The sequence below is a fragment of the Spirosoma lacussanchae genome, from assembly GCF_005870035.1.
GTDB classification, from domain to species: domain Bacteria; phylum Bacteroidota; class Bacteroidia; order Cytophagales; family Spirosomataceae; genus Spirosoma; species Spirosoma lacussanchae.
In genome coordinates, this window is record NZ_SWJG01000001.1 from 924,075 (window position 1) to 949,546 (window position 25,472).

Here is a 25,472-nt window from a genome sequence, read left to right on the forward strand (position 1 = left end):
CGTGCGAGTCATTAACTCTCGAATATACAATGATTTACTCGCCGTCCTGTTTGCGTGTCACCAAGGGGCGGTTGTTTGGCATAGTTTTAGTTAAATTCTTGGAGAGTAAAATAGCCGCTGTTATCAGGCAGGGTAGACCGTGACTTGGGCATGGTTTGTCGGTCAGAATAATTGCAACGTTTGCGGGCTGATTTTGCCGCTAAGTATACGCTCCAAATAAAGTTGCAGATGGAAGTAACGTCTACGCTTCGCATAAAACGTCTTGGTGTTTCAGTGAATCCGGTACGTCGTAAAAACGACCGGAAGATTGATAACGTCCGCGCAAAACTAGATTATCTGGCAAATCAGGTAATTGGCTATGTGCTCCAGCTGATACAGAGAAAGTTTCAGCCTCTTCCGTCAGCACAGCCTGAACAACAACCTTCTCCTTTCTTCATGACAGAGTCGCGGCCAGCCCGGCTCTATGCCGTTAGCGGTATCCGGTCGGCGGGGCGCCCGCCCGACATTCCGCCCGGAAGTACTATCAACCCATCTATAGACTTTATCCAGCAGCCACCTACTTTTCTTACTCTACCGCGAATGAATGATCAAATTTTACAGAACGAATCACCTCATATGTCCATAAGCCGACCCAAGGTTAACGTGGGCAGGGGGGATAGTACGGCATTAGAAAAGCCTACTCGCACGAGCCGTTTTTCACAACGTCTGGCCGGAGCAGGTGACGAGGGTCGTTCATGGGGCGCGCGGTCTCGTCAGGGAGTGCTGTCACTAGTGGCACTGCTTGTTTTCTGGCTGGGCGGTATCCAGGCGACGTTTGCGCAAACCGCCGTCGTCGACCTAAGTCTGACCAAAGCCTTCAGTAACCAGAACCCGGCACTTGGTGATGTTATCACGTATTCGGTGGTCGTTACCAACGCAGCTAATGCCACTGCTGCTGCCACCAACGTAGTAGTAACGGACCTCCTGCTTACGGAAGGGGCTACTTATGTACCTTCGTCAGCGTCAACTTCGTCCGGAACATATACGGCGGCAGTGTCATCGACGGTGACGACCGGAACCTGGCGTATTCCTTCGATTGCGCCCGGCGCATCGGCGACGCTCACGTTCCGGGCCACTGTAGTGGGACGAGGGGTTTGGTTCAACACCGCCGAGGTTACCAGCCTCGATCAGACCGATCCCGATTCGCCTGCGTCTGGTAATATATACGAAGACGACTACGCGGCTGTCTGCTTTGCTATTCCAATCTTTTTCTACGCGGGCGATGAATATACCGTGTCTATACCGGCTGGTTTCGATCGGATCGAGTGGTTCCGGAACGATGTACCCATCAGTACATCCGCCGTATCGACCTCGCTGGCTGTAGTAAACAATGATAACTCATTGACTATAAAGTCGGTGGGCGTTTATCGTTTTGTGACCTATAAGAATGAATGTGCTTCATCAAACTGTTGTAACATAGAGTTTGTACCGGGTCCGCTGGGTAGCCTCGGTAACTTTGTCTGGGAAGATAAAAACGCCAATGGCAAACAGGACGCTGACGAACCCGGTATCAGCGGTGTGACCGTTGAGCTATATAATCAGACGAGTACAACGCTGCTGGCGTCGACCACAACAACGGTGGGCGGGCTTTATAGCTTCACGGGTCTGACCGATGGCAGTTACACGGTTAAGTTCGTAACACCAGCCGGTTTCCAGCCTACGTCGCAAACGGCAACGGGTGTATCCGATGACATGAACAGCGATGCGGGCCTCAATGGACTGACGCGCGTATATACTATAGATACAAGTCAGCCTGAATCAAGTACCGCTCGGAATAACCCCACGGTGGATGCTGGCTTCATCAAGCCCGCCAGCCTGGGTAACTACGTCTTCGCCGACAACGACCGTAACGGCGTTCAGTCGCCCGGCGACACCCCCATCTCGGGCGTAACGGTGAACCTCCTGCTCAACGGTACCGTAGTGGCCACGACCACGACCGATGCCAGTGGTTTGTATAGCTTCACGGGACTGACGCCGGGTCTGACCAACGTTTACTCGGTAAGCTTCACGGCCCCGGCCGGTCTGACGGCAACCACCCCGCGTTCAGGCACCGACAATACGATTGACTCCGACGCTGATCTGGTGACGGGGCTGAGCGGTTCGGTGACGCTGACCTCGGGTGAGACCAACACGACCATCGACGCCGGTTACCAGCGTCTGACGGCTGGTCTGGGCGACTATGTCTGGGAAGATAAGAATGCCAACGGGCAGCAGGATGCGGGTGAGCCACCCATTTCTGGGGTAACCGTAAGCCTGCGGCTCAATGGACTGGAGATCGCTACGACGACGACGAATGCCAGTGGTTTCTACAGCTTCACAGGGCTGACCCCTGGCTCGACCAACGTTTACTCGGTGAGCTTCTCCACCCCAACCGGCTTTAGCGGAACGGTGGCCAACATAGGCCCCGACGCAACGGATAGTGATGCTAATCCCAGCACGGGTGTGACGGGTAGCTACACACTGGCCGCTAACGAGTTCAACACCACGGTGGATGCTGGCTTCATCAAGCCCGCCAGCCTGGGTAACTACGTCTTCGCCGACAACGACCGTAACGGCGTTCAGTCGCCCGGCGACACCCCCATCTCGGGCGTAACGGTGAACCTCCTGCTCAACGGTACCGTAGTGGCCACGACCACGACCGATGCCAGTGGTTTGTATAGCTTCACGGGACTGACGCCGGGTCTGACCAACGTTTACTCGGTAAGCTTCACGGCCCCGGCCGGTCTGACGGCAACCACCCCGCGTTCAGGCACCGACAATACGATTGACTCCGACGCTGATCTGGTGACGGGGCTGAGCGGTTCGGTGACGCTGACCTCGGGTGAGACCAACACGACCATCGACGCCGGTTACCTGATTCCGACTTCTGGTCTGGGCGACTATGTCTGGGCGGATCTGAACAGCAACGGCGTGCAGGATGCCGGAGAGCCGGGTATCGCCGGGGTGGTAGCCACGCTGTTCCTCAACGGACAGCCCACCAGCCAGACAGTGCTCACCAGCAGCACGGGCTTCTACAGCTTCACGGGGCTGACCCCAGGCAGCAGCAACAGCTATGCCGTGGGCTTCTCGACGCCGACGGGCTTCACGGCCACCACACCGTTGAGTGGTCCGAATCGTAGCCTCGACAGTGACCTGCTGGCCACGGGCCGCACGGGCAGCGTGACGCTGGCTTCGGGCGAGTTCAATCCCAGCCTGGATGCCGGGTTTGTACCGGGCTATGACGTGGGTATCGAGAAATTGGTGGTGAATCCCAAAGGCAGCTATCTGCCGGGCGACCTGATCACGTATCGGTTAGTAGTCACCAACAATTCGGCTTACCCGGTTTATAATGTGGTGGTAACTGACCAGATGCCTGCTGGCGTAAGCTTTGTAAGCGGCAGTGGTCTGGTCAGCAGTGGCCCCAACTCAACCAGTGGCACCATTGCTGGTCCGCTGGTGGCTAGTGGTTCGGTAAGCCTGACCTACACCGCCCAGATTAGCAATACCTACTCAGCCACCAGTATTGCCAACGTGGCAGTGGTTGGCCCGTTCACCTCCACCAGCAATGTGGATGGGTACAAGCCGCGGGATTCCAATCCAGCTAACAATACGGCCACGACGACAGTACCCGTTGGCAGCTTCGCCGGTCTGGGCGACTATGTCTGGGCGGATCTGAACAGCAACGGCGTGCAGGATGCCGGAGAGCCGGGTATCGCCGGGGTGGTAGCCACGCTGTTCCTCAACGGACAGCCCACCAGCCAGACAGTGCTCACCAGCAGCACGGGCTTCTACAGCTTCACGGGGCTGACCCCAGGCAGCAGCAACAGCTATGCCGTGGGCTTCTCGACGCCGACGGGCTTCACGGCCACCACACCGTTGAGTGGTCCGAATCGTAGCCTCGACAGTGACCTGCTGGCCACGGGCCGCACGGGCAGCGTGACGCTGGCTTCGGGCGAGTTCAATCCCAGCCTGGATGCCGGGTTTGTACCGGGCTACGACGTGGGTATCGCTAAGACGGTAGCCGGTGGTCGCAGCTCGTTCACGGCTGGTGACGTTGTTACGTACGAATTAAGGGTTACGAATAACTCGGCCTATCCGGTTTATAATGTGGTTGTAAACGACCTCTTACCGGCTAGTATGAGTTTTGTAAGCGGAACTGGTTTTGCCACGAGCGGAGCCAATTCAGTGAGCACGGTCATTGCCGGACCGCTGGCCGCTAACGGTGGTACCACCTCGCTGACGTTGTCGGCGCAGATCAGTGCTGCATTTGCGGGTGGTTCGCTGACCAACATAGCCGTCGTCAGTCCCTACACATCGGTATCGAACGTAGATGGATATCGACCTGTTGATACAAACCCGGTCAATAATACCGCGTCTGTTCCGGTAACGGTAGGGGGAATGCCGGCCATGGCCATCGTTGTAGCACCGGCTATCTGTAATACTGCAACGAATGGATATGTTACTACCGGTACTGTTTCGTTTACGAACATTATTCCGGGGGTATTGACGATCACCGAAAATGGTTCGCCCATTGCGTCGTACACGGTTACGGCCGGACAGACTTCAGTCTCGTTCTCACTAACTGGTATAAGCAACGGACCTGCTTCACGCACGGTTACGGCTACACTGGCAGGCGTGGTGAATCTGATCAAGAGTACGACGTACGCTGTACCTGTGTCCTGCACACTCTGCCAGCCAATTACACTGACGCCGTCAACACTGGTGGCAGGTGTGAAAGGTATAGCCTACAGCCAGACGCTGGTCGCTACGGGCGGCACGGCACCTTATACCTACGCGGTGGTGGCTGGTAGTCTGCCCCTGGGCCTGACGCTGGATCGAACAACGGGTGTACTGTCCGGAACACCAACTACGGCTGGTGTCAGCAACTTTACGGTTGTTGCCACAGATGCCAAATCGTGTCTGGTAACAGTTTCGTACAGCCTCTCGATAGGCACCGGTTGCCCGGATAACTTCAACCTGACGGCATCCGCTGATGCCAGCATCTGTAACGGGGAGAGTACAACGCTGGTGGCATCGACACCCGTACCGGGTGCGAAAATCCGCTGGTACCTCACTCCGTATGATGGGGTAGCCATTGCGACTCTCGCCAGCGGTGAGCCGTTGGTGGTCAATCCAACCACAACGACTGTATACTATGTTGAGGCAACGACAGAAGGCTGCGCTAGTCCGCGCAAGCCAGTGGTGGTAACGGTAACGACCGTGCCCACCCCAATCTGCCTTGGTAACATCAAGAATACCTGTCCGAAGACAACTGTCGATCTGACAACGATTGAAATAGAGAACCACAGCACGGGGCTTACTTATGAGTGGTATACGAGCCTGACCCGCTCCGAAGCCACCCGGGTAACGAATACCACGGCAGTAGGCGCCGGGAAGTACTACCTGTTTGCCAAATCAGGAAGGTGCTACAGCAACCCAACCGTACTGACGGTAGAAATCGTGGACTGCAACTGCCAGAGCGTGGCAGGCGTCAACGTAGGCCCTGGTGTATCAATCTGCTCGGGTGATGGCGTTCCTGTAAAAGCTGTACTGTCTGGCTCGGCAACAAGTATTGTCTGGTCGACGAATGGCACGGGCACGTTCAGCAGCCCAACCAGCCTGAGCGCTACCTACACACCGTCTGCCGCGGATATTGCCAACGGTTCGGTTATGCTGACCGCAACAACCAACGATCCGGATGGCGCCGGTGTTTGTAAGGCCGCAACCAGTTCACTGATGGTTGCTATCAACAAGCGACCCGATATGCCCGTTGGCGTAGCCTGCGACGACACACTGGTTTGCCAGGGTAGCAGCACTAAACTAATAGGCTTTGCCCCGGGTGCCCGTATCAACTGGTACGATCAAAGCAACAGACTGGTTGGTACAACGGAAAGTGGTGGTAAACTGGTTGTAACGCCAGCTACGGCCGGTCAGGTGGTTTACACCGCCGAAGCGGTTAGTCCGAGTGGTTGTGTGAGTCCGCGGGCGTCGCTGACCATTACCGTCGGTACGTGCCTGCCAGACCTGGCTCTTACGAAAGCAGTTGTGACGGCAGGTCCATACAAAGTAGGTCAGAAAATTACGTACTCGCTCACCGCCAGCAACAACGGCCCGATTGCAGGTGCTGATGTGAAGGTGAAAGATGTACTTCCGCCCACGTTGACATTTGTCAGCGCGACACCAGCGGCTGAATATAATGCCGCTACCAGTACCTGGACTATCGGTACCCTTACCAAAGGGTCGAACCGTAGCCTGCTGATCGAAGCAACGATTAACGCTGGCGGTACGATTACCAATACAGGCATCATCAGTGGTTCGAACAACGATCCACGTTATGCGGTAAACGATACCGCTCGCGCAACGATCGATGTGTCGGTTTGCAGCGCCGAGCCGCCAGTTATTGTCTGTGCCCTGACGGAGATCTGCAAAGGCAGTTCAACGACCCTGGTGGCACGAGGCTGCGAAGGAGGTACAGTCCGGTGGTCAGATCAACAGACTGGTTTCAGTGTGGTTGTGACGCCATCCGTAACGACTACGTACTCGGCCAGTTGTGTACTGGGTCAGGCCTGCATCAGCGGCCGGTCTAACCTCATCACGGTAACCGTACGGGATCCACAGCCACCCGTCATTACGGCCAGTGCAGATCAGGTTTGCCCGGGTACATCGGTAACCCTGACCGCATCGGGTTGTGAAGGTGGTAAAATTGAATGGTCAGAGCGGGCACAGACCGGCAGCGTAATTGTGGTTGAACCAACAACTCGCACCACATACACGGCTCAGTGTGTCATTGGCAGCTGCCCAGGTAAACCGGCTACGAAGACCATCGATATCTCGACGGGCCTGCCGACGCCGACCATTACCTGCAGTACAACCATTGCCTGCCCGGGAGAAGAAGTAACGCTGACGGTAAATGGCTGTGTGGGTACACCAGTATGGAGCAGCACGACCCTAACGACGGGTAGCATCGTTGTCCGCCCAAGCCTGGGTAGCAACAGTTACTCGGTATACTGCAAATCAAACGGTTGCCAGAGCGAGCCATCGAAAGTATACTCGATCAGCGTAGTACCGGCCCTGGTTCCGACCGTAACGGCCAGTGCTGATACGGCCTGCGCCGGAGCACCTGTCTCGCTGACCGCGTCGGGATGCAACGGTACCGTTATCTGGAACGTGGCGGGTACAGATGGTAACTCCCTGACCGGGTCAGTTATCACCGTTCGGCCAACGGCAAGTATGCGCTACTATGCCCAGTGCCGCTACCGTACTTGCCTCAGTGAACCATCGAATGCCGTTCCGGTAACGATCGTGAACCCGCAGGCTCCGCAAATCAGTCTGACCTCGGGTAAAAACCTGATCTGTAGCGGAGAGAAAGTGACGCTCACGGCTGAGGGATGTGAAGGAACTGTTAAATGGTATGGTATTGACCGCGTCGGTGCCAGCATCAGCTTCTTCCCGACAGAAACGAAAGAATATTTCGCTACCTGCAAACAGGGGAACTGCGAGAGCGACCGGTCACTCGGCATCCGGGTAACGGTAACGACTTCGGGAACAGTAGCACCGCCAACGATCGTCGCTTCTACGACGTCAATCTGTGGCAGCGGCCTGGTGTCGCTGACCGCAACGGGTTGCTCGGGAGGTACCATCACCTGGTCTGATGGTCAGACCGGCTCGGTGGTCTCTGTATCGGCAACGCCAACGCAAAACGAGTTCTACGCAATCTGTACGGCTACCAGCGGTAGTGCCTGTGGCAGCAGCCGGTCGAACACCATCAAGGTGAGCGTAACCGCAGCCCCACAGCCGATCGTAACCTGCAGCACGGATCACACCTGCCCCGGTGAAGAAGTGACGCTGACGGTAACCAACTGCATGGGCACACCGATGTGGAGCACAGGTCAGACAACGACCAGCATCATCGTGTCGCCAACGGTAACGACGGGTTACTCGCTCTACTGCCAGGATGGTAAATGCCGGAGCCCGCAGTCGGCAACCTATACGATCACGGTGACGCCGGTACCAACGCCAACCATTGTCGCTTCGGCAACCGTTGTGGAACCAGGTGGTACCGTCTCGCTGACCGCTATCGGCTGCACGGGTGATGTGATCTGGAGTGCCAACGATATCAACGGCAATAACATGGGTAACGTGATTGTCGTCCGTCCGAATGGTGCACAGACGTATTATGCGCAGTGTCGCTACCGCACCTGCCTCAGCAACCCGTCGAATACGATTATCGTGAATTCGGGTAGCTGCGTCGCCAAAGCAGGTACGCTGGTACCGGTGGAAGCCACCATCTGTTCGGGTACTGCCATTGTTACGACGCTGGCCGCTAGGCCAAACGGTGGTCTGGTACAGCCGGCGGGCTACTCCGTACTGTATGTGCTGACGAAAGGCGCCGATCTGGTCATTCAACAGACCAGTACTACACCGACCTTCAGCGTTACCGACGCAGCGGGTAGCTATACAATCCATACGCTGGTGTACAATGCTACCCCGAATACGCCGAACTACTTCGACCTGTCGGTAGTAAGACCGGGTCTCACAACGGGTGGTGACGTGGTTAAGCTCATCGCAGAACGGAAGCTGTGTGCTGACCTTGATGTCACCGGTGCCAGAATCAACGTCAGACGCGTGGCCCCGCCCGTCATAAGCCCGAACAAACCGTTCACGGTCTGTGCTGGTAGCGCCGTAACGTTTACAGCTACAGGCTGTGAAGGAGGTACCATCCGCTGGACCAACGGTGATGAAGGCGCGTCGATTACGAAGACAATCGTGTCTGACCTGTGGGTAATGGCTACGTGCACCATCGACGGCTGCACCAGCAATTACTCGAACATGGGCGATGCGGTTGTGAATACGCCGAACGTACCAACGATCTCTGCTGATCGGATGGTAGCCTGTAAAGGGGAACGCGTAACGCTGACTGCAACGGGTTGCGAGGGTGGTCAGTATATCTGGTCCGACAATGTGACGACGGGTAGCAGCCTGTCATTCATTGCCACGGCCGATGTCAGCTACCGAGTGAAGTGTATGGTAGGTGAGTGCTCGAGTGCCTGGTCTCCTTACACGACGATCAAAGCCGGCGCGCCTGATGCACCGACGATCTCGGTAGCCGGCGGAACCAGCACGACCGCTTGCTTCGGTGCACCAGTAACACTGGTAGCGCAGGGTTGCCCGGCTGGTTCGTACGTTACCTGGTCGAACAATCAGGTAGGATCGACCATGACGGTGTCTCTGGCTACTACGCAGACCTACACGGCCCGCTGCTGCACATCGGATAATTGCAAGAGCGAAGCTTCGAACGCGGTCACGGTAACGGTTCTGCCGAAAGTGGCTCAGCCGAAAACGGTAGATAAAACCAACACCTGCCCGATCAATACGGTTGATTTAACAACGGCCGTAACCAGTCAGGTCTCGACCCGTGGTGGTGTGTTTGAGTTCTACACGAGTCAATCGCTGAGCGCAGCCTCGAAGGTGACAAACACAGCAGTAGGTGCCGGTACGTATTATGTGGTGGAGAAAACGATTGATGGCTGCTATAGCCTGCCGGTTGCCATTCACGTCAACATCATTCCCTGTGCCGGCGCTTCGCCCTGCGATCCGCAGAATCCGGCAACGGCCAATGCGGGTGCTGACGCCAGCATATGCGCTGCGAAGACCTATCAACTGGCTGGTGTAATGGGTGGCGCGGGTAGAACCGCCCACTGGACTACCAGCGGTACGGGTACCTTCGATAACTCGTTCCAGCTGAACGCTACGTATACCGCCAGTGCCGAGGATATTGCCTCGGGCAAAGTAACGCTAACACTGTCGGTAAGCACGAATAACGCAGCTTGTGCGGTGGCTAAAGATGAAATGGTTCTGACGATTCAGGGCAGCAAGACTGCTCCGGCCGTTCAGATCGTAGGGTCAACGAACCTCTGCTATGGTGACTCTGTCAAGCTGGTAGGGCCACAGGGAGCCAGTGGCTATATCTGGAGTACCAAAGAGCGCTCATCGAGCATCGTGGTGAAAACCAGCGGAACCTACACCCTGCAGGTTGTAGATGGTAGTGGATGCAGCTCGGCCTTCTCCGAACCCGTTGTCGTGAAGGTAGCCGAACCGGCTCCGATGCCGCTCGTCGCAAACGTGCGCAACAACTGCCCATCGGTGGTGGCTAACCTGACGTCGGCGCTCTCTGCCACAACGGCGGGTAGTACGTATGAGTACCGCATCGGGCAGCCTGCCTGGTCGAAACTCATCACACGCCCTGATTCGGTAGGTGCCGGAACGTACTACGTATTCGCCCGCAGCAGCAACGGTTGCGTGAGTGCACCGGCTAAAGTGGTGGTAAGCATCTTCAACTGCGCTACGGATACGGTTAAGACAGACCTGTCTATCAGTAAGCTGGCGAGCGTGTCGGCGGTTCAGCATGGCGAGCCGGTAACGTATACCATCAAGGTAACGAACAACGGTCTCTATACGGCTAAGAACATCGATGTACGCGACGTGCTGCCTCAGGGTCTTGAACTGGTGGTAAGCGGAGCGACCAGCTTCTCTGTATCGAACGGCGTAATTACGAAGCGCATCGACAGCCTTCAGGCTGGTAAGTCTGAGTCGATTAGCTTCCAGGCGCGGCTTGTGGCGAAAGGAACAGTTGTCAACACGGCTACTATCACCTACTTCGATCAGAAAGACACCAACCTGGCCAACAATACGGCCAGCGCAACGGTGACTAACAACGCGGCTTACAAACCAAGCCAGATTGGTCTGGCCAAGTCGGTACTCGGTACCCCGAAGGCAGAAGGCGATTCGCTGATCAAGGTGTCGTACCGCTTTGTTGCGACCAACTTTGGTGACGATACCTTGCGGAAAGTGCAGGTGGTTGATGATCTGGCTTTCTTCTTCGCACCCAACAAGCTGGTGAGTGCGGTCGTGAAGCCAGAGGCCGGTTCTACCCTCAAGCCACTCGCTACCTTCACAGGTGCTGGTAGTAACGTTGATCTGCTCGATCCGGTAAGTTATATCGCCCCCGGCCGTTCGCAGCTGTTCACAATGGATGTGGTTGTAAGACGGGCAGCAGGTGATACAACCCGTGGGTTCATCAACATCGCCAGCGCCACAGCGTTGAATGGTTCCGGAACGGTAACCGATCTGTCGACGACCGGTGGAGATTCCGATCCGGATGGTGATGGTGATCCAACCAACAACTCGACTGTAACCAGCTTCACGCTTGGTGGCGGACAGCCGCAGGGGCCAGGTATTGGTCTGGCATTGGTAGTCGCCAAAATCGAGCCTAAGTCTGATAACAGTTATACCATCACCTACAAAGCAACAATTAAGAACCTGGGTGATGTTGACCTGACAGGTATCAGCCTGACCGATAGCCTGGTAAGAGCCTTCGCTCCGCCGGTATCGTATACGGTGGTTGGTACAAAGGTAGGCGCTGGCAGCAAGCTGGTACTGGATGCCAATTACGATGGTAATACGTATCCTAACGTATTGGCCGGGACCAGTAAACTGGCTGCTGGTGAGCAGGATACGGTTCTGATTGTGGTCAATGTGAAGTTGAATGGTAATAATGGCCCATTCTTCTCGTCGGCAACGGTAACGGGACAGACGACCGGAACCGGTCAGACCGTGAGCGATATCTCGAATGACGGGCTTGATCCGGTTAAGCCGGGTGCGGTCTCAACGCCTGTTCGCTTTGATCTGCCTGCCGGTCTGCTCGGCGTAGCCAAGCAGGCTGGGGAACCCGTAGCGGTGTCTGAAGGCGTCTTCGACATCCCGTATACGATCACGTTGAAAAACTGTGGTACGGTGCCGCTCACCAACGTGCAGGTGGTTGATAATCTCTCCGAAACGTTTGGTAACGGCGCGCTGATTGTCAGCAGTCAAATCAGTGTAAGCGCTGGTGCCGGGCTGACCGTTAACCCGCAGTATACCGGACAGGGCCTGGTTACGAATATGCTGATCGATTCACTGAGCAGCCTGGGCGTAGGGGAAAGCCGCAGCCTGGCGTTCATCGTACGGGTCGATGCCCGCAACGCCGATTCGCTGACGTTCTATAACACGGCCAAAGCAACTGCCATGACACCGGATAAAAAAGTAGTTGAAGACCAGTCAACGACGGGTCCCGACGACGATCCGGACAAGGACCTCGATCCTCGTAACAACAGCGCAGCAACGCCGGTCATTCTCAATAACCTGTCGTCGGCCTCGTACATTGGTTTGGCCATGTCGGTTCGGGATACCGTTCGCCAGGCGGATCAAAGCTTCAACGTGGTGTACCAGGTTGTTGTGAAAAACTACGGTCGTGAGCTGCTGAAGAAGGTAACGGTTAGTGATACACTCTCCAAGGTGTTTAACAACATAACCGGAGCCAGCTACAAGGTGGTGAGTGCACCGGTAACTATCTCGACGGGTAGCACGCTGAAGCTGAACCCAGCCTTCGACGGTAGCGCTAATCCGCTGCTCGTACTTGGCGACAGCACCAGTACGCTGGCTGCCGGTAAAGTAGATACCATCCTGTTTGTGGTAAACGTGTCCACCTTCGGTAGCACGACTACCTTCCTGAACACGGCCTATGCTGAGGCAATATCAGGTACAGATAAGGTATCAGACATCTCGACCAATGGGCTGAACCCGGACGTGAACGGAAACAACAACCCGACCGATCTGAACGAGCGTGAAGCTACTCCGCTGAATCTGCCCGCTACCAGCACGGCGTTGTTTATTCCGGAGGGCTTCTCCCCGAACGGCGATGGGGTCAACGACCTGTTCGTCATCCGCGGAACCGGGGCGGCAACCATCAGTCTTGAGGTGTACAACCGCTGGGGACACCTTGTTTACAATAACGATGACTATCGCAACGACTGGGACGGTAAGCCGAATGCAGGGACTGTAATCAGCGACAACGCTGCCGGTGTACCTGACGGAACGTACTACTACGTGATCAACCTGAGCGACGGGCGCAAGTTTGTACGATACATGACGATTAACCGCTAATACCGATGGTAAACCAGTTAGTAAAAAAACAGTGGGCAATCGCGCTGCTGCTGATCCTCGGGATCGGCAGCAGCCAGGTCCGGGCGCAGCAGGACAAGATGTTCTCGCAGTACATGTTCAACATGATGGCCCTGAATCCGGCTTATGCGGGAAGCCGTGACGTGCTGAGCATGTCGGCACTCTACCGAAACCAGTGGACTGGCGTGCAGGGAGCTCCCCAAACCGCTACCTTCACCATGGACATGCCCCTCAACCAGGAGCGTGTCGGTATCGGGTTACAGTTGTACGGCGATCGGTACGGCGTTATGGAAGAAGCCGGTGCTTTTGCTTCCTACGCATTCCGGATTAAAGTAGGTCAGCGTACAACGCTGGCTCTGGGTCTGCAGGGAGGAGCATCCAGCTACCGGGCTAACCTGACGGAGGTAATGACCAGTCCCGATGGATCAATCGATCCGGCCTTTGCGCAGAATATATCCAAGGTGCTGCCCAATTTCGGTACCGGCATTTACCTCAGTAACGACCGGTCGTACCTGAGCCTATCGGTACCGCGCCTGATTAAGAACAAGCTGAGCGAATACAACGTCGGGGATCTGCGGTCGGTGCAGGCGCGTCATGCCTTTGCGGCAGCTGGTTTCGTAGTCGGCATCAGCCCGGCGGTGAAAATGAAGCCGTCTGTACTGGTCAAATATGCCGAAGGCGCACCGCTTGGCTTCGACGGAAACATCAACTTCTGGTTTGCCGATCGGATAGCCATTGGCGCTTCGATTCGTCGGAATCAGTTCTCTACCTGGACCGATTATTCGACCGATGCCGTTGTGGGGATGCTGGAGGTTCAGCTGACCGATCAGTTCCGGTTTGGGTATGCCTATGATCGAACCATGAACGGCCTGCGGTCTGTTGCGCCCAGCTCACACGAGGTTATGCTTCGGTACGAGTTTGGCTTCGGTAAAAATCGTATCCTGACCCCGCGCTACTTCTAATAGACTTATCATACAGCGTATGGGTTTCTGACGGCCCATGATGTTGACAAAGCCTGCAAGGCCGTCGATATCATGGGCCGTTTGGTTGTTCTCTCCGTAACCAAAAGTCTAAAATTCGGCGCAGTATTTGCTTACTGGAAAGGTGTATTTTCTACGGAACTCAAAAAGCATAAAATTGCTCACTCTCTCTCGTTCCGTCTCATAACCACCATGATGTATGACGCGTACATTTCCTATTCTTGCCTTTTTATGCCTCTGGGCGGGTTCGCTGCTGGCTCAGTCGCTGGTTAAACAAGCCGACACTCAGTTTAGCCAGCTGGCCTATGCCAAAGCCATTGAACTCTATGAACAGGCACTCGCTAAACCGGCTTCGCTCTCGACCGAAGAGCTGCGTCTGGCCAAAACTCGCCTGGGCTACAGTTACCAGCAAATTCGTGATATGGTCAACGCCGAGCGGGTCTATCGAGACCTGATCAGTAGCGGCTCATTATCGCCCGAAGACAATCAATATTACCTGTATTATGCACAATCGCTGGCAAGCAATGGGAAATACCGCGAAGCGCAGGAAGCCTACGAAAAATACAGCGCTCTCCAGACGACAGATAAACGAGGGCCTGCTTTCTCCAAACTATACCGCGACCTAACCCCACTAACAAAAAACGCGGCTAGCTACAAAGTTGAATTTCTGCGGATGAACACCCGCAAAGCTGAGTTCAGTCCCATGCTGTACAAAGACGGTCTGGTGTTCGTATCGTCAAAAAGCGGGGGAGCCGGTATAAAGCGCGTCTTCAACTGGAACAGTACGCCATTTCTGGATCTGCATTACCTGCCGGAGGTGAAAGGGCTGCGGGCGGCTAAAGCCTCTAGCCTGGGTGGTTCGGCAGCTAAACAGCCTGTGCCCCGTACGCAACTGATCCGTCCGCTGGGGAGCGATGATTTTACGAGCCCTACGGCCAATGATTCGCGCACGGTAGGCTTCTTCGGTGGCAACAATATCAGCCAGGGGTACGAAGACAAGCTCATCAGCGAAGCCGATCGGTTTAGCCAGACCCTCAACACTAAGTACCACGAGGGGCCAGCTTCATTTACCAAAGATGGTTCACGGGTCATCTTCACCCGGAATAACTATACAAACGGTAAATATGGTCAAAGTACCGACCGGATCAACAAACTGAAACTGTATACCTCTTCTCATACCAATGGGTACTGGAGCGAAGCAGAGGAGTTACCGTTTAACAGCGATGAGTTCTCAACGGGACACCCCGCCCTGGCCAAAGACAAAAACGGTACGCCCGATCAGTTGCTTTACTTCGCATCTGACCGGCCCGGTGGTTTCGGCGGCACCGATATCTACGTCTCCCGCTGGAACAAGGGCAACTGGGGCGAGCCCGTAAACCTGGGCCCCACGGTCAACTCAAAGGGTAACGAACTGTTCCCGTTTGTCGATGAAAAAGGTAATCTCTATTTCTCGTCGGATGGCCACCCTGGCCTGGGCGATCTGGATATGTTTTATGCGAACCTGGTGGCAGATGGTACGTCAGCGACCAACATCCGCAATCTGGGCGAACCGCTCAACTCGCCCAAGGATGATTTCGGCATTGTTACCGACGGCAACCGGCAGCGGGGCTATTTCAGTAGTAACCGAAAAAACGGAGGGGCTGACGACGACCTGTATCGATTCACGCGCGAAGGCTCGCTGTATCCGTGTCGGGAATTGACGGTAAGCGTATTCGACGCCGAAACCCGCGAACCGTTGATCAATACCACGGTGGCGGTCGATAATGCATCGGCTAACGGGCAGAAGCAACTCCAGACCGATGCCGAAGGACTGGTTAGATTCTGTGTCGATGTAGATAATGAATTCAGCTTCCTGGCTAGCCGGGATGGGTACCTCGACAATAAAATCGGGTTCTCTACCAAGGATATGGCTGACGATCAGCCCTCCCGGCTCGATATTCCACTCAGTCGCTCAAAAGGTTCAGCCAAAGCCGCGGGGACGGTCAGTACGTTGCGGGGTCGCGTAATAGCCCAGTCTGATAAAAAACCGATGGCGAGCGTTAAGGTGGTAATGATCAATGAATGCGACGGCAGTTCTCAGGAAACGACTACGACAGAAGACGGCAGCTACTCCTTTTCGATTACATCGGGCTGCGATTACTCGCTCGAAGCGATAAAAAACGATATGGGTACTACCGGGTCTCATATCGCCAAAGATGGCACGGGGGCTACCGAGCTGGTCATGTTCCGCAAAGGAGATGTTATCAAAATCGACAACATCTATTATGACCTCAATAAATCTACTATCCGCCCGGATGCGGCTGTGGAGCTTGACAAAGTAGTAGCGCTGATGACAAAATACCCGACCATGCGGATTGAAATGAGGTCGCATACAGACAGCCGGGCTACCAGCACCTACAACAACACGCTCTCTGCCAACCGTGCCAAAGCAGCCGTTGCTTACCTGAAATCGAAAGGTATTCCGGCCAAACGGATGATTGCCAAAGGATACGGAGAAACGTTACTGCTGAATGGCTGTAAAGACGGTGTCAACTGCTCAGAAACGGATCATCAGCAAAATCGGCGAACAGAAATAAAAATTCTGTCGATGGATTAATTAAATGTAGAAACATTGGTATAGTTTTTGCCTATTAACAGGCAAGCGCTTTATCCAACTTAATAATAAATTAGCGAGCAATACCCTGGTGTATTGCTCGCTTTTGGTTTTATAGACAGGCATCAGGGTAACAGGGCAGGCCAGTTATTCCAATTAGGATTTTAGCTGAAAAGCGGCCAATTTGGTTGCTTAACTCTATTTTTTGGTATGCCCCACTTAGTTCGCGTCCGATTAATTACCCTTTTTCTGATCGCCGTGTGTGGTTGGCTGGCTCAACCGGTTCAGGCCCAGCGCGAAGTGCTTTATTCGCAGTACCTGGTTAATCCGTTAGCTATCAACCCGGCGTACGCGGGCGCGCGCGAATCGTTTCAGCTGACGGCTTTGCTTCGGCGCAAATGGCTCGGCGTTCGGGGGGCGCCACTGACGCAGAGCGTGGCTGCCGATGGGGCGGTGGCCAACGGGCGGGTCGGGTTAGGTTTCCAGGCGCTCAACGATCGGATGGGTCTGTTTGCCGCTACCGGCGTTTCGGGGAGCGTGGCGTATCGGTTTAACCTGCCCGCGCTGGCAAGACTGTCGATCGGCGTACAGGGAGGGGTCAATGTATTACCCTTATATGACTATGCTACCGCATCGAGCCTGAACCGGGCTATAGCAAGTGTTGGTGTTGGTGTTTACTACCAGTCAGACCGATTGTTTGGCGGTATTTCCGTGCCCGAACTTACGGGACGGGCGCTCGATCTGTCAGGGCGGTTTCTGTACCAGAGTGTACGGCCCCTGATGGTGCAGGCCGGCACCCGCTTTGCCGTTGGCGACAACGCCGTTTTGATCCCGTCGGTGCTGATCTCCAAAATTGCCGATCGCCCGGTGGGGGCTGACCTGAATGCCCGCATCTGGTTCCACGAGCAGATCGGACTGGGTATTTCGTACCGACACAACAGCCCTGGTCTTGTGCAAACCAACTACCTGCACGCCCTGGCCGAATACCAGTTTACCAAGGCGATTCGGCTTAGCTATCTGTTCTATTCGCAAACGCCCGAGAATCCGAACGCCAGTTTATATTTTCAGCCAAGCGTCCACGAAATTGCGTTACGCTTCTCGCCCGGTGCGTTGCAGTTCGTCTACTAGCTACTCAAGCCGGGTTGTACACACACGATACTCCTTGATCTATTCGTTAATTTTTCGGTAACTTAGACGCGTTGAAACGTAATCCAGCGTCCCGTTGAAACCTTACGAAGAGCTTTCAAGGGCTGACATGTTTCGCTATCTGACGGCCGACAGTCGTATGCCCAACCAACAAACTATTCAGAACCTGTATATTCCCAGCGACCTTGACCGTGAGTTTCCGCTGGCTCCCCATTTTGTACAGGCGTTCGGTACGTACCCGAACTATCTGCACTTTAACGACGACTTTAAGTTGTCGGCGCGGGAGTTACTGGATGGGCGTGGGTTTCGGCTGATCAACCATACGAGCCGCGTCAACGACGAAGGCTGGCACACCATCGAGCGTATCTATCAACACGACGAAGGCCTGATACTGAAGGCCGAATTTGTTGGCGAACGCTTCTTTCGGCTCTATGGCTATTACCTCAACGAGGCCTCGGCAAAAGAACTGCTGACCGGTTTTTACGAACACAAATACGTGCATGAAGAGAATCAGACGCATATTTATCTGATTCAGAGTGGTCTGGGTGGCTTGCATACCGAGCGCGTCGAGATTCTGCCGCCGAATATAGATCTCGAGCTGCATTACAACAGCGATTTCCCGCCGGTACACGAACGGCTGGTAAACCTGCTGGCACAACCCAAAAGCAAAGGGTTGATTCTGCTCCATGGTGAACCGGGAACCGGCAAAACAACCTATATCAAGTACCTGAGTTCGCTGGTCAAGAAGGACATGCTGATTCTGCCGCCCTATATGACCAACTACCTGACTTCGCCGGAGATCATTCCGTTTCTGCTCGATAATAAAGATTCGGTGCTGATCATCGAAGACGCGGAGCGGATTCTTCAGTCGCGCGAGGCCGGGGGCGACACCAACAGCGTTTCCAACATCCTGAACCTAACCGACGGGTTGCTGGCCGACTGTATGCACATTCAGGTCATTGCTACCTTCAACGCCAGCAAGCATCTGCTCGATAAAGCCCTCCTCCGGAAAGGTCGCCTGATGGTCGATTACGCCTTCGGCAAACTGGCTACCAGCAAAGCCAACGACCTGCTGGCTCATCTCGGCATGGAGTACCGGACCCAGGAGGCCATGACGCTGGCCGACATCTTCAACCTCGAAGAGCAAACAGTTTCAGGCGAGCGGCAGGAAGCCATAAAAGTAGGTTTCTGACATGCGTATCGATCATGTGGCTATTTGGGTTCTTGATCTGGAATCGATGAGAACGTTCTATGAAACCTACTTCGGAGCGACCAGTAACGATATGTACAGAAACGCCCGGACCGGTTTCTCATCCTATTTTCTCAGCTTCGATAGTGGGGTGCGGCTGGAGCTGATGCAAAGGCCAGGTATTCCTTACTCGCAGAACGACCCGTTCCAACAGGCGTTGGGGCTGATTCACTTCGCCATATCAGTCGGCAGCGAAGCCGCCGTCGATGCCCTGACCGAACGGCTTCGAGCCGATGGCTACGCCGTCGTGGGCGAACCCCGCCGAACCGGCGACGGCTATTACGAAAGTGTGGTATTCGATCCCGAGCAGAATCGGATCGAGATTACCGTCTGACCTGTACGCTTCCCATGACTGCGCTGCCGTTTTTCATCGTCGATGTGTTTGCCAGCCAGCGGTATCAGGGCAACCCCCTGGCCGTTTTCGACGCCCGCGATGTACCCGCCGATGTACTGACAACCGAGCTGATGCTGGCCCTGGCGCGCGAAATAAACTTTCAGGAGAGCACGTTCGTGATGGGTGGCTCGGTGGAGCGGGGGTTCGATGTTCGCATCTTCACACCCGAATACGAAGTGCCTTTTGCTGGCCATCCTACGCTGGGAACGAGCTGGGTGCTGGCCCATCATCTGGCTAAAACCGGCATCGTTCCTTTTTCGCTGAACCTGGGGGTAGGCCCTGTTCCGGTGCGGTGGGAAGAGGAGACGCCCTGGCTGAAGGCCGCCCAGCCCCGGTTTGGTCAAACCTACGACCCCGCCGATCTGGCTCGCCTGTTGCACCTGCCTCCCGAAGCGATCGACACCGACTGGCCCATTGAGTGGGTCAGCACAGGTCTTGAGTACGTGATGGTGCCGCTTCGCTCGCTGGCTGCGGTGCGGGCTATCCGACTCGACAAAGATGACTTGGAAGCCTGGCTACTGGCTCACGGACTGCATAAGACTAACAATCCCCAAGGGCTACATAGCTCGCTTTACCCGTTCTGTCGGGAAACTTACCAGGCTACCAATCAGCTTAATGCGCGCATGTTCTGCTTTGAGCAGGGGCAGGTAGCCGAAGATCCTGCCACGGGTAGCGCGGGTTCATGTCTGCTGGCCTACCTGCTCCGGCATCGGGTATTTGGCCCGGGGCCGGTTCAGCTGCGGCTTGAACAGGGCTACGAAGCAGGCCGACCATCGCTGCTCGAACTGAACGGGTCGCTCACCAGCGAGGGGCTGTTTGATCTGCAGATTGGCGGTCGGGTACAGTACGTCGCTGCCGGTACTTGGGTAGTGGCCGACTGACTTATGCCAACACCACCAGCTGGTGCCCGCGCAGCTCCGGCACCACAAACTCAACCCGACCGTTTCGCTGGGTGAACTTCAGCGCGCTTCCCGACGGAGCCAGGCTTACCCGTTTGGCCGACCCTTTTACCGAAACCGCTACGTTATACAGCGGAATTACATCTTCTATGACGTCAAAATCGCGCCCGCGCCGTTCGGGAGCGTAATGCAGCAAATGCAGGATACGGCGGTTTTCGGTTGCCTGGCTGTTTAGGGTGGCCAGCAGGGTAGTGGGAGCCTCAGGCGTACGCACGAGCGGGTCGGGCAGGAGCCGCTGCAGGGCGTTCAGTACAAATTGCCGGCACCAGCGTGGCGCGTTCTGGGCGTACTGCGAAAAGAGGGGATGGGCCATGTAGATGACTTTACCGTTCTGTACAATGGCCGGATAGCCGGGTTTGCCGCTGGAGGGCGTGTGGCGATGCGACACAAAATGCTGATACGTCCGGTTAAAATATGGCACGTTGGTCATGGCCAGTACGGTAGCACCGGTTACCCTGACTTCGTTGGCTTTCTGATAAACGACCAGCTCCGTGGCGGGCAATCCGGCACTGACTCCTTCGCCGGTCGACACGATAAAGTCGGGGCTATACGGTGCTTCGCCCACGAGCGAGACCCCAAAGGCGTTGGTAGCAAAGGTTCGTTTGTCGGGTGTCAGGCCCGAGTTATAGGAGGCCAGTACAGCACCACCACCGGCCAGATAAGCGTCAAGTTTGGCTTTCAGGGCGTCGGTAAGCAGAATCTGATCGGGCAGGATGAGCACGCGGTAGCCCGACCAGTCGGTCAGACCGTCGATGACGTCAAATTGGTGTTTACCCTCCTGCAACATTCGGATAGCACCCATCATCGGGTCCGGTACGCGGGTGGTGACGTCAAGCGGCTGAATCTCTTCCATGGTTACAACCCCAATATCGACCAGGGGTCGGGCGTCGACGCAGTACGGTTCTTTCTGCTCGACCTGACTGTATACCGAGCCAATCAGGCCATAGGTAGCCGGATCGATTTTGCCGTTGGGGGCCAGTTGATCGCCAATGGAGCATTTGCCGGTGAGGGCCAGCATCGAAAAACATTCGAACTCCAGCGCGGCCTGGTTTTTGAGTGAGCTGAAGTCACCCCAGGAGGTGTGAAACTTGCCGGTCATACCCAGAAAATCGATGCCCAGCGTGCGGGCGTAGCGGCCCGTGAGCGGAAAATGGAGGTATCCCCAGCCACCGCTCGGCAGCGATTCGAGCTCAAGATGACTGTAGGTAGGCAGGTGTCGGCGAATATACGGCCCAACGTGGCCGGAGTTGTAGAAGATGGTAGCGTTGCGGTCTTTGCTGCGCACGAAGGCCGACATATCAGCCCGCCAGTTGGCCATCACCTCGTTATAAAACAGGATGCGGTCGCTCTTCAGGGCTGGGTTCATCCCTTTTGCCGTCATCTGGCGGATGGTATGCGGGTTCGACGAGTCGAGCACTTTGATGATATCGAAAAACAGCCCGTCCACCGGTACCGCTTCGAACAGATCGGCCACGTATTCCTTCAGGAAATCGCCGTAGGGCGTATTGACATCCAGATTGCGGTAGAACCCGGCGTCGAAGGGTTCGGTACCACTGGCTTTGCCGTGTTCATCAATAACGATCCACTCGGGATGCTCCCGAGCCGTAAAATGATCCCACTGCACGGTTAGGTAAACGGGAACCCGGATGTTGCGTTTGTGGCAGGCTTCGATCTGCTCTTTCAGTAGGTTCCGCTTCAGGTGGGGGTGATGCCGCTCCGGAAAGCGTTTGGTGTCGTGGTAGATGTAGCCGTGGTGGCAGCGCCCAAAGCAGGTAACCGAATTAACGCGGGCTTTGGTAAGCGTATCGGCAAACTCGTCGGGGTCGAACTGGGCACCCACATCGGTAATCAGTTCGCTGGTGTGGTAGTCCAGGTGAACCTGTCGAAACCGGAGGCCAGTGGGTGGCTGAACGCCGGAAGGCTGGGTCGGGAGTTGGAGGGGCGTGCCGGAGGTGGTTTCCCACGCTACCAGCGCGCCAGCTGCACTGAGCGAAGAACGTTGCAAAAAGTCACGACGGGTGAGCATAGACGGGCTGAGGATCAAGAAGTACCAACCCCAGAGAAAGTGCCCGAGGCTATGTTTTTACTTTTCCTCCTCGGTATAGACCCGATTTCGTTTGCTGATCGACCGGCGTAGCCTGGGCATCCGCCAGACCAGGTCCGCCTGTTGAATCATAGCGTTGACGCCCGCGTAACCAACCGACCGATGAACCAGTTCGCCAGTGGGGGTCAGGTAGAGGCCGGTCGGGTAACTGCCTACACCGTATTGCCGGGCCACAGCGGGGCCTTCACCAACTTCGGCATTGAGCTGGTAATTGATGAACCGGCCGTTGAAAGCGTCGCCGATGGCCGGGTTGGGGAACGCTTCGCGGGCCATTCGTCGGCAGGGCGGACACCAGGTGGTGTAGACGTCTACGAACAGCGGTTTGTGCTGGTTGCGGGCTTCGGCCAGGGCCTGTTGCCAGGAACCGACAAAGAACCGCATGCCCACCGGTTCGTCGGCGCGGACGTTGATCAACAGCAGGCACAGTACGCAAACAGAGACAAGTCGCTTCATGGCGCAAAGGTAACCGATATGGCGAGCCAACGGCGATCAGCTGGCGCTCGTTCTGGGGGTTTTACGCGCAGTACGGTTGTGTTTTTCTTCGAGTTTCTCAACGTGAATCTCTTCGGCTTCTTCGATTGAGTGCGACTCGGAGAGGCTGTCTTCCTGTTTGGCTTTCTCGGCGAGTCGACCAAAAAACTGATGCAGCGCAATCAGATCGGCTTCGTTGAGGTCTTCGAGGTTGAGCAGGCGGTTGCTGGCTTTTCGATTGACGGCAATCAGTTCGTTCAGTTTGATCTGCATAGCCAGTGAGTCTTTGTTCTGTGATTTCTGGATCAGGAACACCATCAGAAACGTGATGATAGTCGTGCCGGTGTTGATGACCAGTTGCCAGGTATCAGAGTAGCCAAAAACAGGTCCGGTAATCACCCAGACCAGGATAGTTAGCAGGGCGAGCAGAAAGGCGGTTGAGGAGCCGGTGGCGCGGGTGGCCCGGGATGCGAAGCGTTCAAAGAAGGCCGTGAATTTGTTCGTGTTCATGCAGTGGGGCGGTTTGGCATCTTTACACGAAATAACGGCTATTCTGACCAGACTGGCATAAAATGATTTTACACCAGTCTGGTGGGGTGCTTGTCTATGAACTAATCAGATACGGCCCTTGTCTTTTTCGTATATGGCAAAGACAACTACACGCCCCGCCGGTTTGCCGAACGGTGCGGTGCCAACGGATCGGAAAGAAGAGCTGAGCTGGCGCGACCGGTTTGCCGCCCTGGGTAACCTGCCCGCTTTTTTTCGACTGGTCTGGGCGGTGTCGCCGGGGCTTTTTATCGGAAATGCACTCCTGCGACTGGTGCGGGCGGCCATTCCGGCGGCTACGCTCTACGTGGGTAAGCTGCTCATCGACGAAGTGGTGCTGCTGGCGGGACAGACAACCGATAAGGATACCGATTACCTGTGGTGGCTGGTGGCGGCCGAATTCTGCATGGCTATTTTGTCTACCGCTCTGGGCCGGGCGGTGTCGCTCATGGACGGGCTGCTGGGCGATCTGTTCGCCAACCGCACCTCGATCCGGCTCATGGAGCATGCCGCATCGCTTGATCTGGAACAGTTTGAAGACGCTACGTTTTACGATAAGCTGGAGCGCGCCCGTCGGCAGACTACGGGTCGCACGGTGCTGCTGTCGGGGGTGTTCGGACAGGTGCAGGAGCTGATTTCGGTCGGTTTTCTGGCTGCTGGTCTGGCCGTGTACAACCCCTGGCTGTTGCTGCTGATTCTGGTAGCCGTAACGCCCTCGTTTATCGGCGACAACTATTTCAACCAGCGCAGCTACTCGCTGTCGCGTTCCTGGACACCCGAACGGCGCGAACTGGACTACCTCCGCTACGTAGGGGCCAGCGATGAAACGGCCAAGGAAGTGAAAATTTTTGGTCTGTCTGGTTTCCTGATCGATCGGTTCCGGACCTTATCGAACGAGTTCTTTCAGAAGAACAAAGCGCTGGCTGTCAGCCGGGCCAGCTGGGGCGTGCTGCTGACGGCATTGGGTACGGCGGGGTACTATGGGGCCTACGTCTGGATTGTGCTCCGGGCCGTAAACGGACAGATTTCGCTGGGTGACCTGACATTTCTGGCGGGCTCGTTCCGGCAGGTGCGCGCTTCGCTGGAAGGGATTCTGCTGCAGTTCAGCAGCCTGACTCAGGAGGCCATTTACCTGCAGGACCTGTTCGACTATTTTGCGATCAAACCGCTGATCGACTCGCCCGCAACGACGCGCCCTTTCCCAAATCCCATCCGCACCGGGTTCGTGTTCGAGAACGTCGGCTTCAAATACACCAATAGCGAACGCTGGGCCATACGCAACCTGTCGTTCACGCTTCAGGCTGGTGAAAAACTGGCGCTGGTTGGCGAAAACGGCGCCGGTAAGACCACGCTCGTCAAACTGCTGGCCCGGCTTTACGACCCCTCCGAAGGCCGTATCCTGCTCGATGGCTATGACCTGCGCGAGTACGACCTGCTCGAACTCCGACGAAACATCGGCGTTATTTTTCAGGATTATACACGCTTCAAAATGTCGGCGGGGGTCAACATCGCCGTGGGCGACATCGACGAACGAACCAACCAGCCGCGCATCGAGACATCAGCTGAGCGGAGTCTGGCCGATACCGTGATCGCCAAACTGGCCGGCGGCTACGATCAGCAACTGGGCCGTTCGTTCAACAAAGGCGTTGAACTCTCGGGGGGCGAGTGGCAGAAGGTAGCGCTGGGCCGGGCTTACATGCGCGATGCGCAGCTGATCATTCTGGACGAGCCCACGGCTGCCCTCGATGCCCGCGCCGAATATGAGGTGTTTCAGCGGTTTATCAAACTGACCGAAGGCCGCTCGTCTGTTATCATTTCCCACCGGTTCAGTACGGTTCGGATGGCCGACCGGATTCTGGTGCTGGAGAACGGGACTCTGCTCGAAATAGGCAGTCACTATGAACTACTCGAAAAAGACGGTCGCTATGCCGAATTGTTCGGTTTACAGGCTCGTGGTTATCAGTAGATTGCGCGCTTACTAAATCAGACTGGGTTAGTTTTGGATGCGGGGGC

At 55.8% G+C, this 25,472-nt stretch carries 11 protein-coding genes; 8 read left to right on the top strand and 3 right to left on the bottom strand.

Features of this window, described 5'->3' with window-relative positions; all coding sequences use genetic code 11:
• Positions 1–771 precede the first annotated feature (771 nt).
• The 7 genes from FBR45_RS03860 (at position 772) to FBR45_RS03890 (ending at position 20,260) form a co-directional block, all read left to right on the top strand.
• The gene (locus FBR45_RS03860) at positions 772–12,999 is read left to right on the top strand and encodes an SdrD B-like domain-containing protein (protein ID WP_171044826.1); all 12,228 of its coding nucleotides are present in this window, start codon (positions 772–774) and stop codon (positions 12,997–12,999) included.
• A gap of 5 nt (positions 13,000–13,004) precedes the next feature.
• On the top strand, positions 13,005–13,979 hold the full coding sequence (locus FBR45_RS03865) for a PorP/SprF family type IX secretion system membrane protein (RefSeq protein WP_138499483.1): 975 nt from the start codon (positions 13,005–13,007) through the stop codon (positions 13,977–13,979).
• A gap of 217 nt (positions 13,980–14,196) precedes the next feature.
• Positions 14,197–16,593, top strand: coding sequence for an OmpA family protein (locus tag FBR45_RS03870; protein ID WP_138499485.1), 2,397 nt, complete (start codon positions 14,197–14,199; stop codon positions 16,591–16,593).
• Between the two features lie 207 nt (positions 16,594–16,800).
• Positions 16,801–17,718 (top strand): PorP/SprF family type IX secretion system membrane protein, encoded by a 918-nt coding sequence (locus tag FBR45_RS03875; protein WP_138499487.1) that lies wholly within the window; start codon positions 16,801–16,803, stop codon positions 17,716–17,718.
• Positions 17,719–17,845: 127 nt separating this feature from the next.
• Positions 17,846–18,928 carry an AAA family ATPase gene (locus FBR45_RS03880; protein ID WP_246082097.1) on the top strand — a complete coding sequence of 361 codons (1,083 nt, stop codon included), beginning with the start codon at positions 17,846–17,848 and terminating at the stop codon, positions 18,926–18,928.
• Position 18,929: 1 nt separating this feature from the next.
• Positions 18,930–19,319: a VOC family protein gene (locus FBR45_RS03885; protein ID WP_138499491.1), complete on the top strand. Its 390-nt coding sequence runs from the start codon at positions 18,930–18,932 to the stop codon at positions 19,317–19,319.
• A 14-nt stretch (positions 19,320–19,333) separates the two neighbouring features.
• A complete protein-coding gene (locus FBR45_RS03890; protein ID WP_138499493.1) occupies positions 19,334–20,260 on the top strand; it encodes a PhzF family phenazine biosynthesis protein in 927 nt (308 codons plus the stop codon).
• Between the two features lies 1 nt (position 20,261).
• Here FBR45_RS03890 and FBR45_RS03895 read toward each other — a convergent pair whose 3' ends face one another.
• The 3 genes from FBR45_RS03895 to FBR45_RS03905 are packed head-to-tail and all read right to left on the bottom strand — an operon-like array spanning position 20,262 to position 23,423.
• Positions 20,262–22,364 (bottom strand): alpha-amylase family protein, encoded by a 2,103-nt coding sequence (locus tag FBR45_RS03895; protein WP_138499495.1) that lies wholly within the window; start codon positions 22,362–22,364, stop codon positions 20,262–20,264.
• 57 nt (positions 22,365–22,421) lie between these two features.
• Positions 22,422–22,895 (bottom strand): thioredoxin family protein, encoded by a 474-nt coding sequence (locus tag FBR45_RS03900; RefSeq protein ID WP_138499497.1) that lies wholly within the window; start codon positions 22,893–22,895, stop codon positions 22,422–22,424.
• Positions 22,896–22,931: 36 nt separating this feature from the next.
• Positions 22,932–23,423: a low affinity iron permease family protein gene (locus tag FBR45_RS03905; RefSeq protein ID WP_138499499.1), complete on the bottom strand. Its 492-nt coding sequence runs from the start codon at positions 23,421–23,423 to the stop codon at positions 22,932–22,934.
• Positions 23,424–23,556: 133 nt separating this feature from the next.
• Between FBR45_RS03905 and FBR45_RS03910 the strand changes: the two genes are divergently transcribed.
• Positions 23,557–25,425: an ABC transporter ATP-binding protein gene (locus tag FBR45_RS03910; RefSeq protein ID WP_138499501.1), complete on the top strand. Its 1,869-nt coding sequence runs from the start codon at positions 23,557–23,559 to the stop codon at positions 25,423–25,425.
• Positions 25,426–25,472 lie beyond the last annotated feature (47 nt).

Bases quoted from the DNA above. Each gene is read 5' to 3' on its own strand.
- FBR45_RS03865 (WP_138499483.1), top strand. From the start codon at position 13,005: ATGGTAAACCAGTTAGTAAAAAAACAGTGGGCAATCGCGCTGCTGCTG.
- FBR45_RS03870 (WP_138499485.1), top strand. From the start codon at position 14,197: ATGACGCGTACATTTCCTATTCTTGCCTTTTTATGCCTCTGGGCGGGT.
- FBR45_RS03875 (WP_138499487.1), top strand. From the start codon at position 16,801: ATGCCCCACTTAGTTCGCGTCCGATTAATTACCCTTTTTCTGATCGCC.
- FBR45_RS03880 (WP_246082097.1), top strand. From the start codon at position 17,846: ATGTTTCGCTATCTGACGGCCGACAGTCGTATGCCCAACCAACAAACT.
- FBR45_RS03885 (WP_138499491.1), top strand. From the start codon at position 18,930: ATGCGTATCGATCATGTGGCTATTTGGGTTCTTGATCTGGAATCGATG.
- FBR45_RS03890 (WP_138499493.1), top strand. From the start codon at position 19,334: ATGACTGCGCTGCCGTTTTTCATCGTCGATGTGTTTGCCAGCCAGCGG.
- FBR45_RS03895 (WP_138499495.1), bottom strand. From the start codon at position 22,364: ATGCTCACCCGTCGTGACTTTTTGCAACGTTCTTCGCTCAGTGCAGCT.
- FBR45_RS03900 (WP_138499497.1), bottom strand. From the start codon at position 22,895: ATGAAGCGACTTGTCTCTGTTTGCGTACTGTGCCTGCTGTTGATCAAC.
- FBR45_RS03905 (WP_138499499.1), bottom strand. From the start codon at position 23,423: ATGAACACGAACAAATTCACGGCCTTCTTTGAACGCTTCGCATCCCGG.
- FBR45_RS03910 (WP_138499501.1), top strand. From the start codon at position 23,557: ATGGCAAAGACAACTACACGCCCCGCCGGTTTGCCGAACGGTGCGGTG.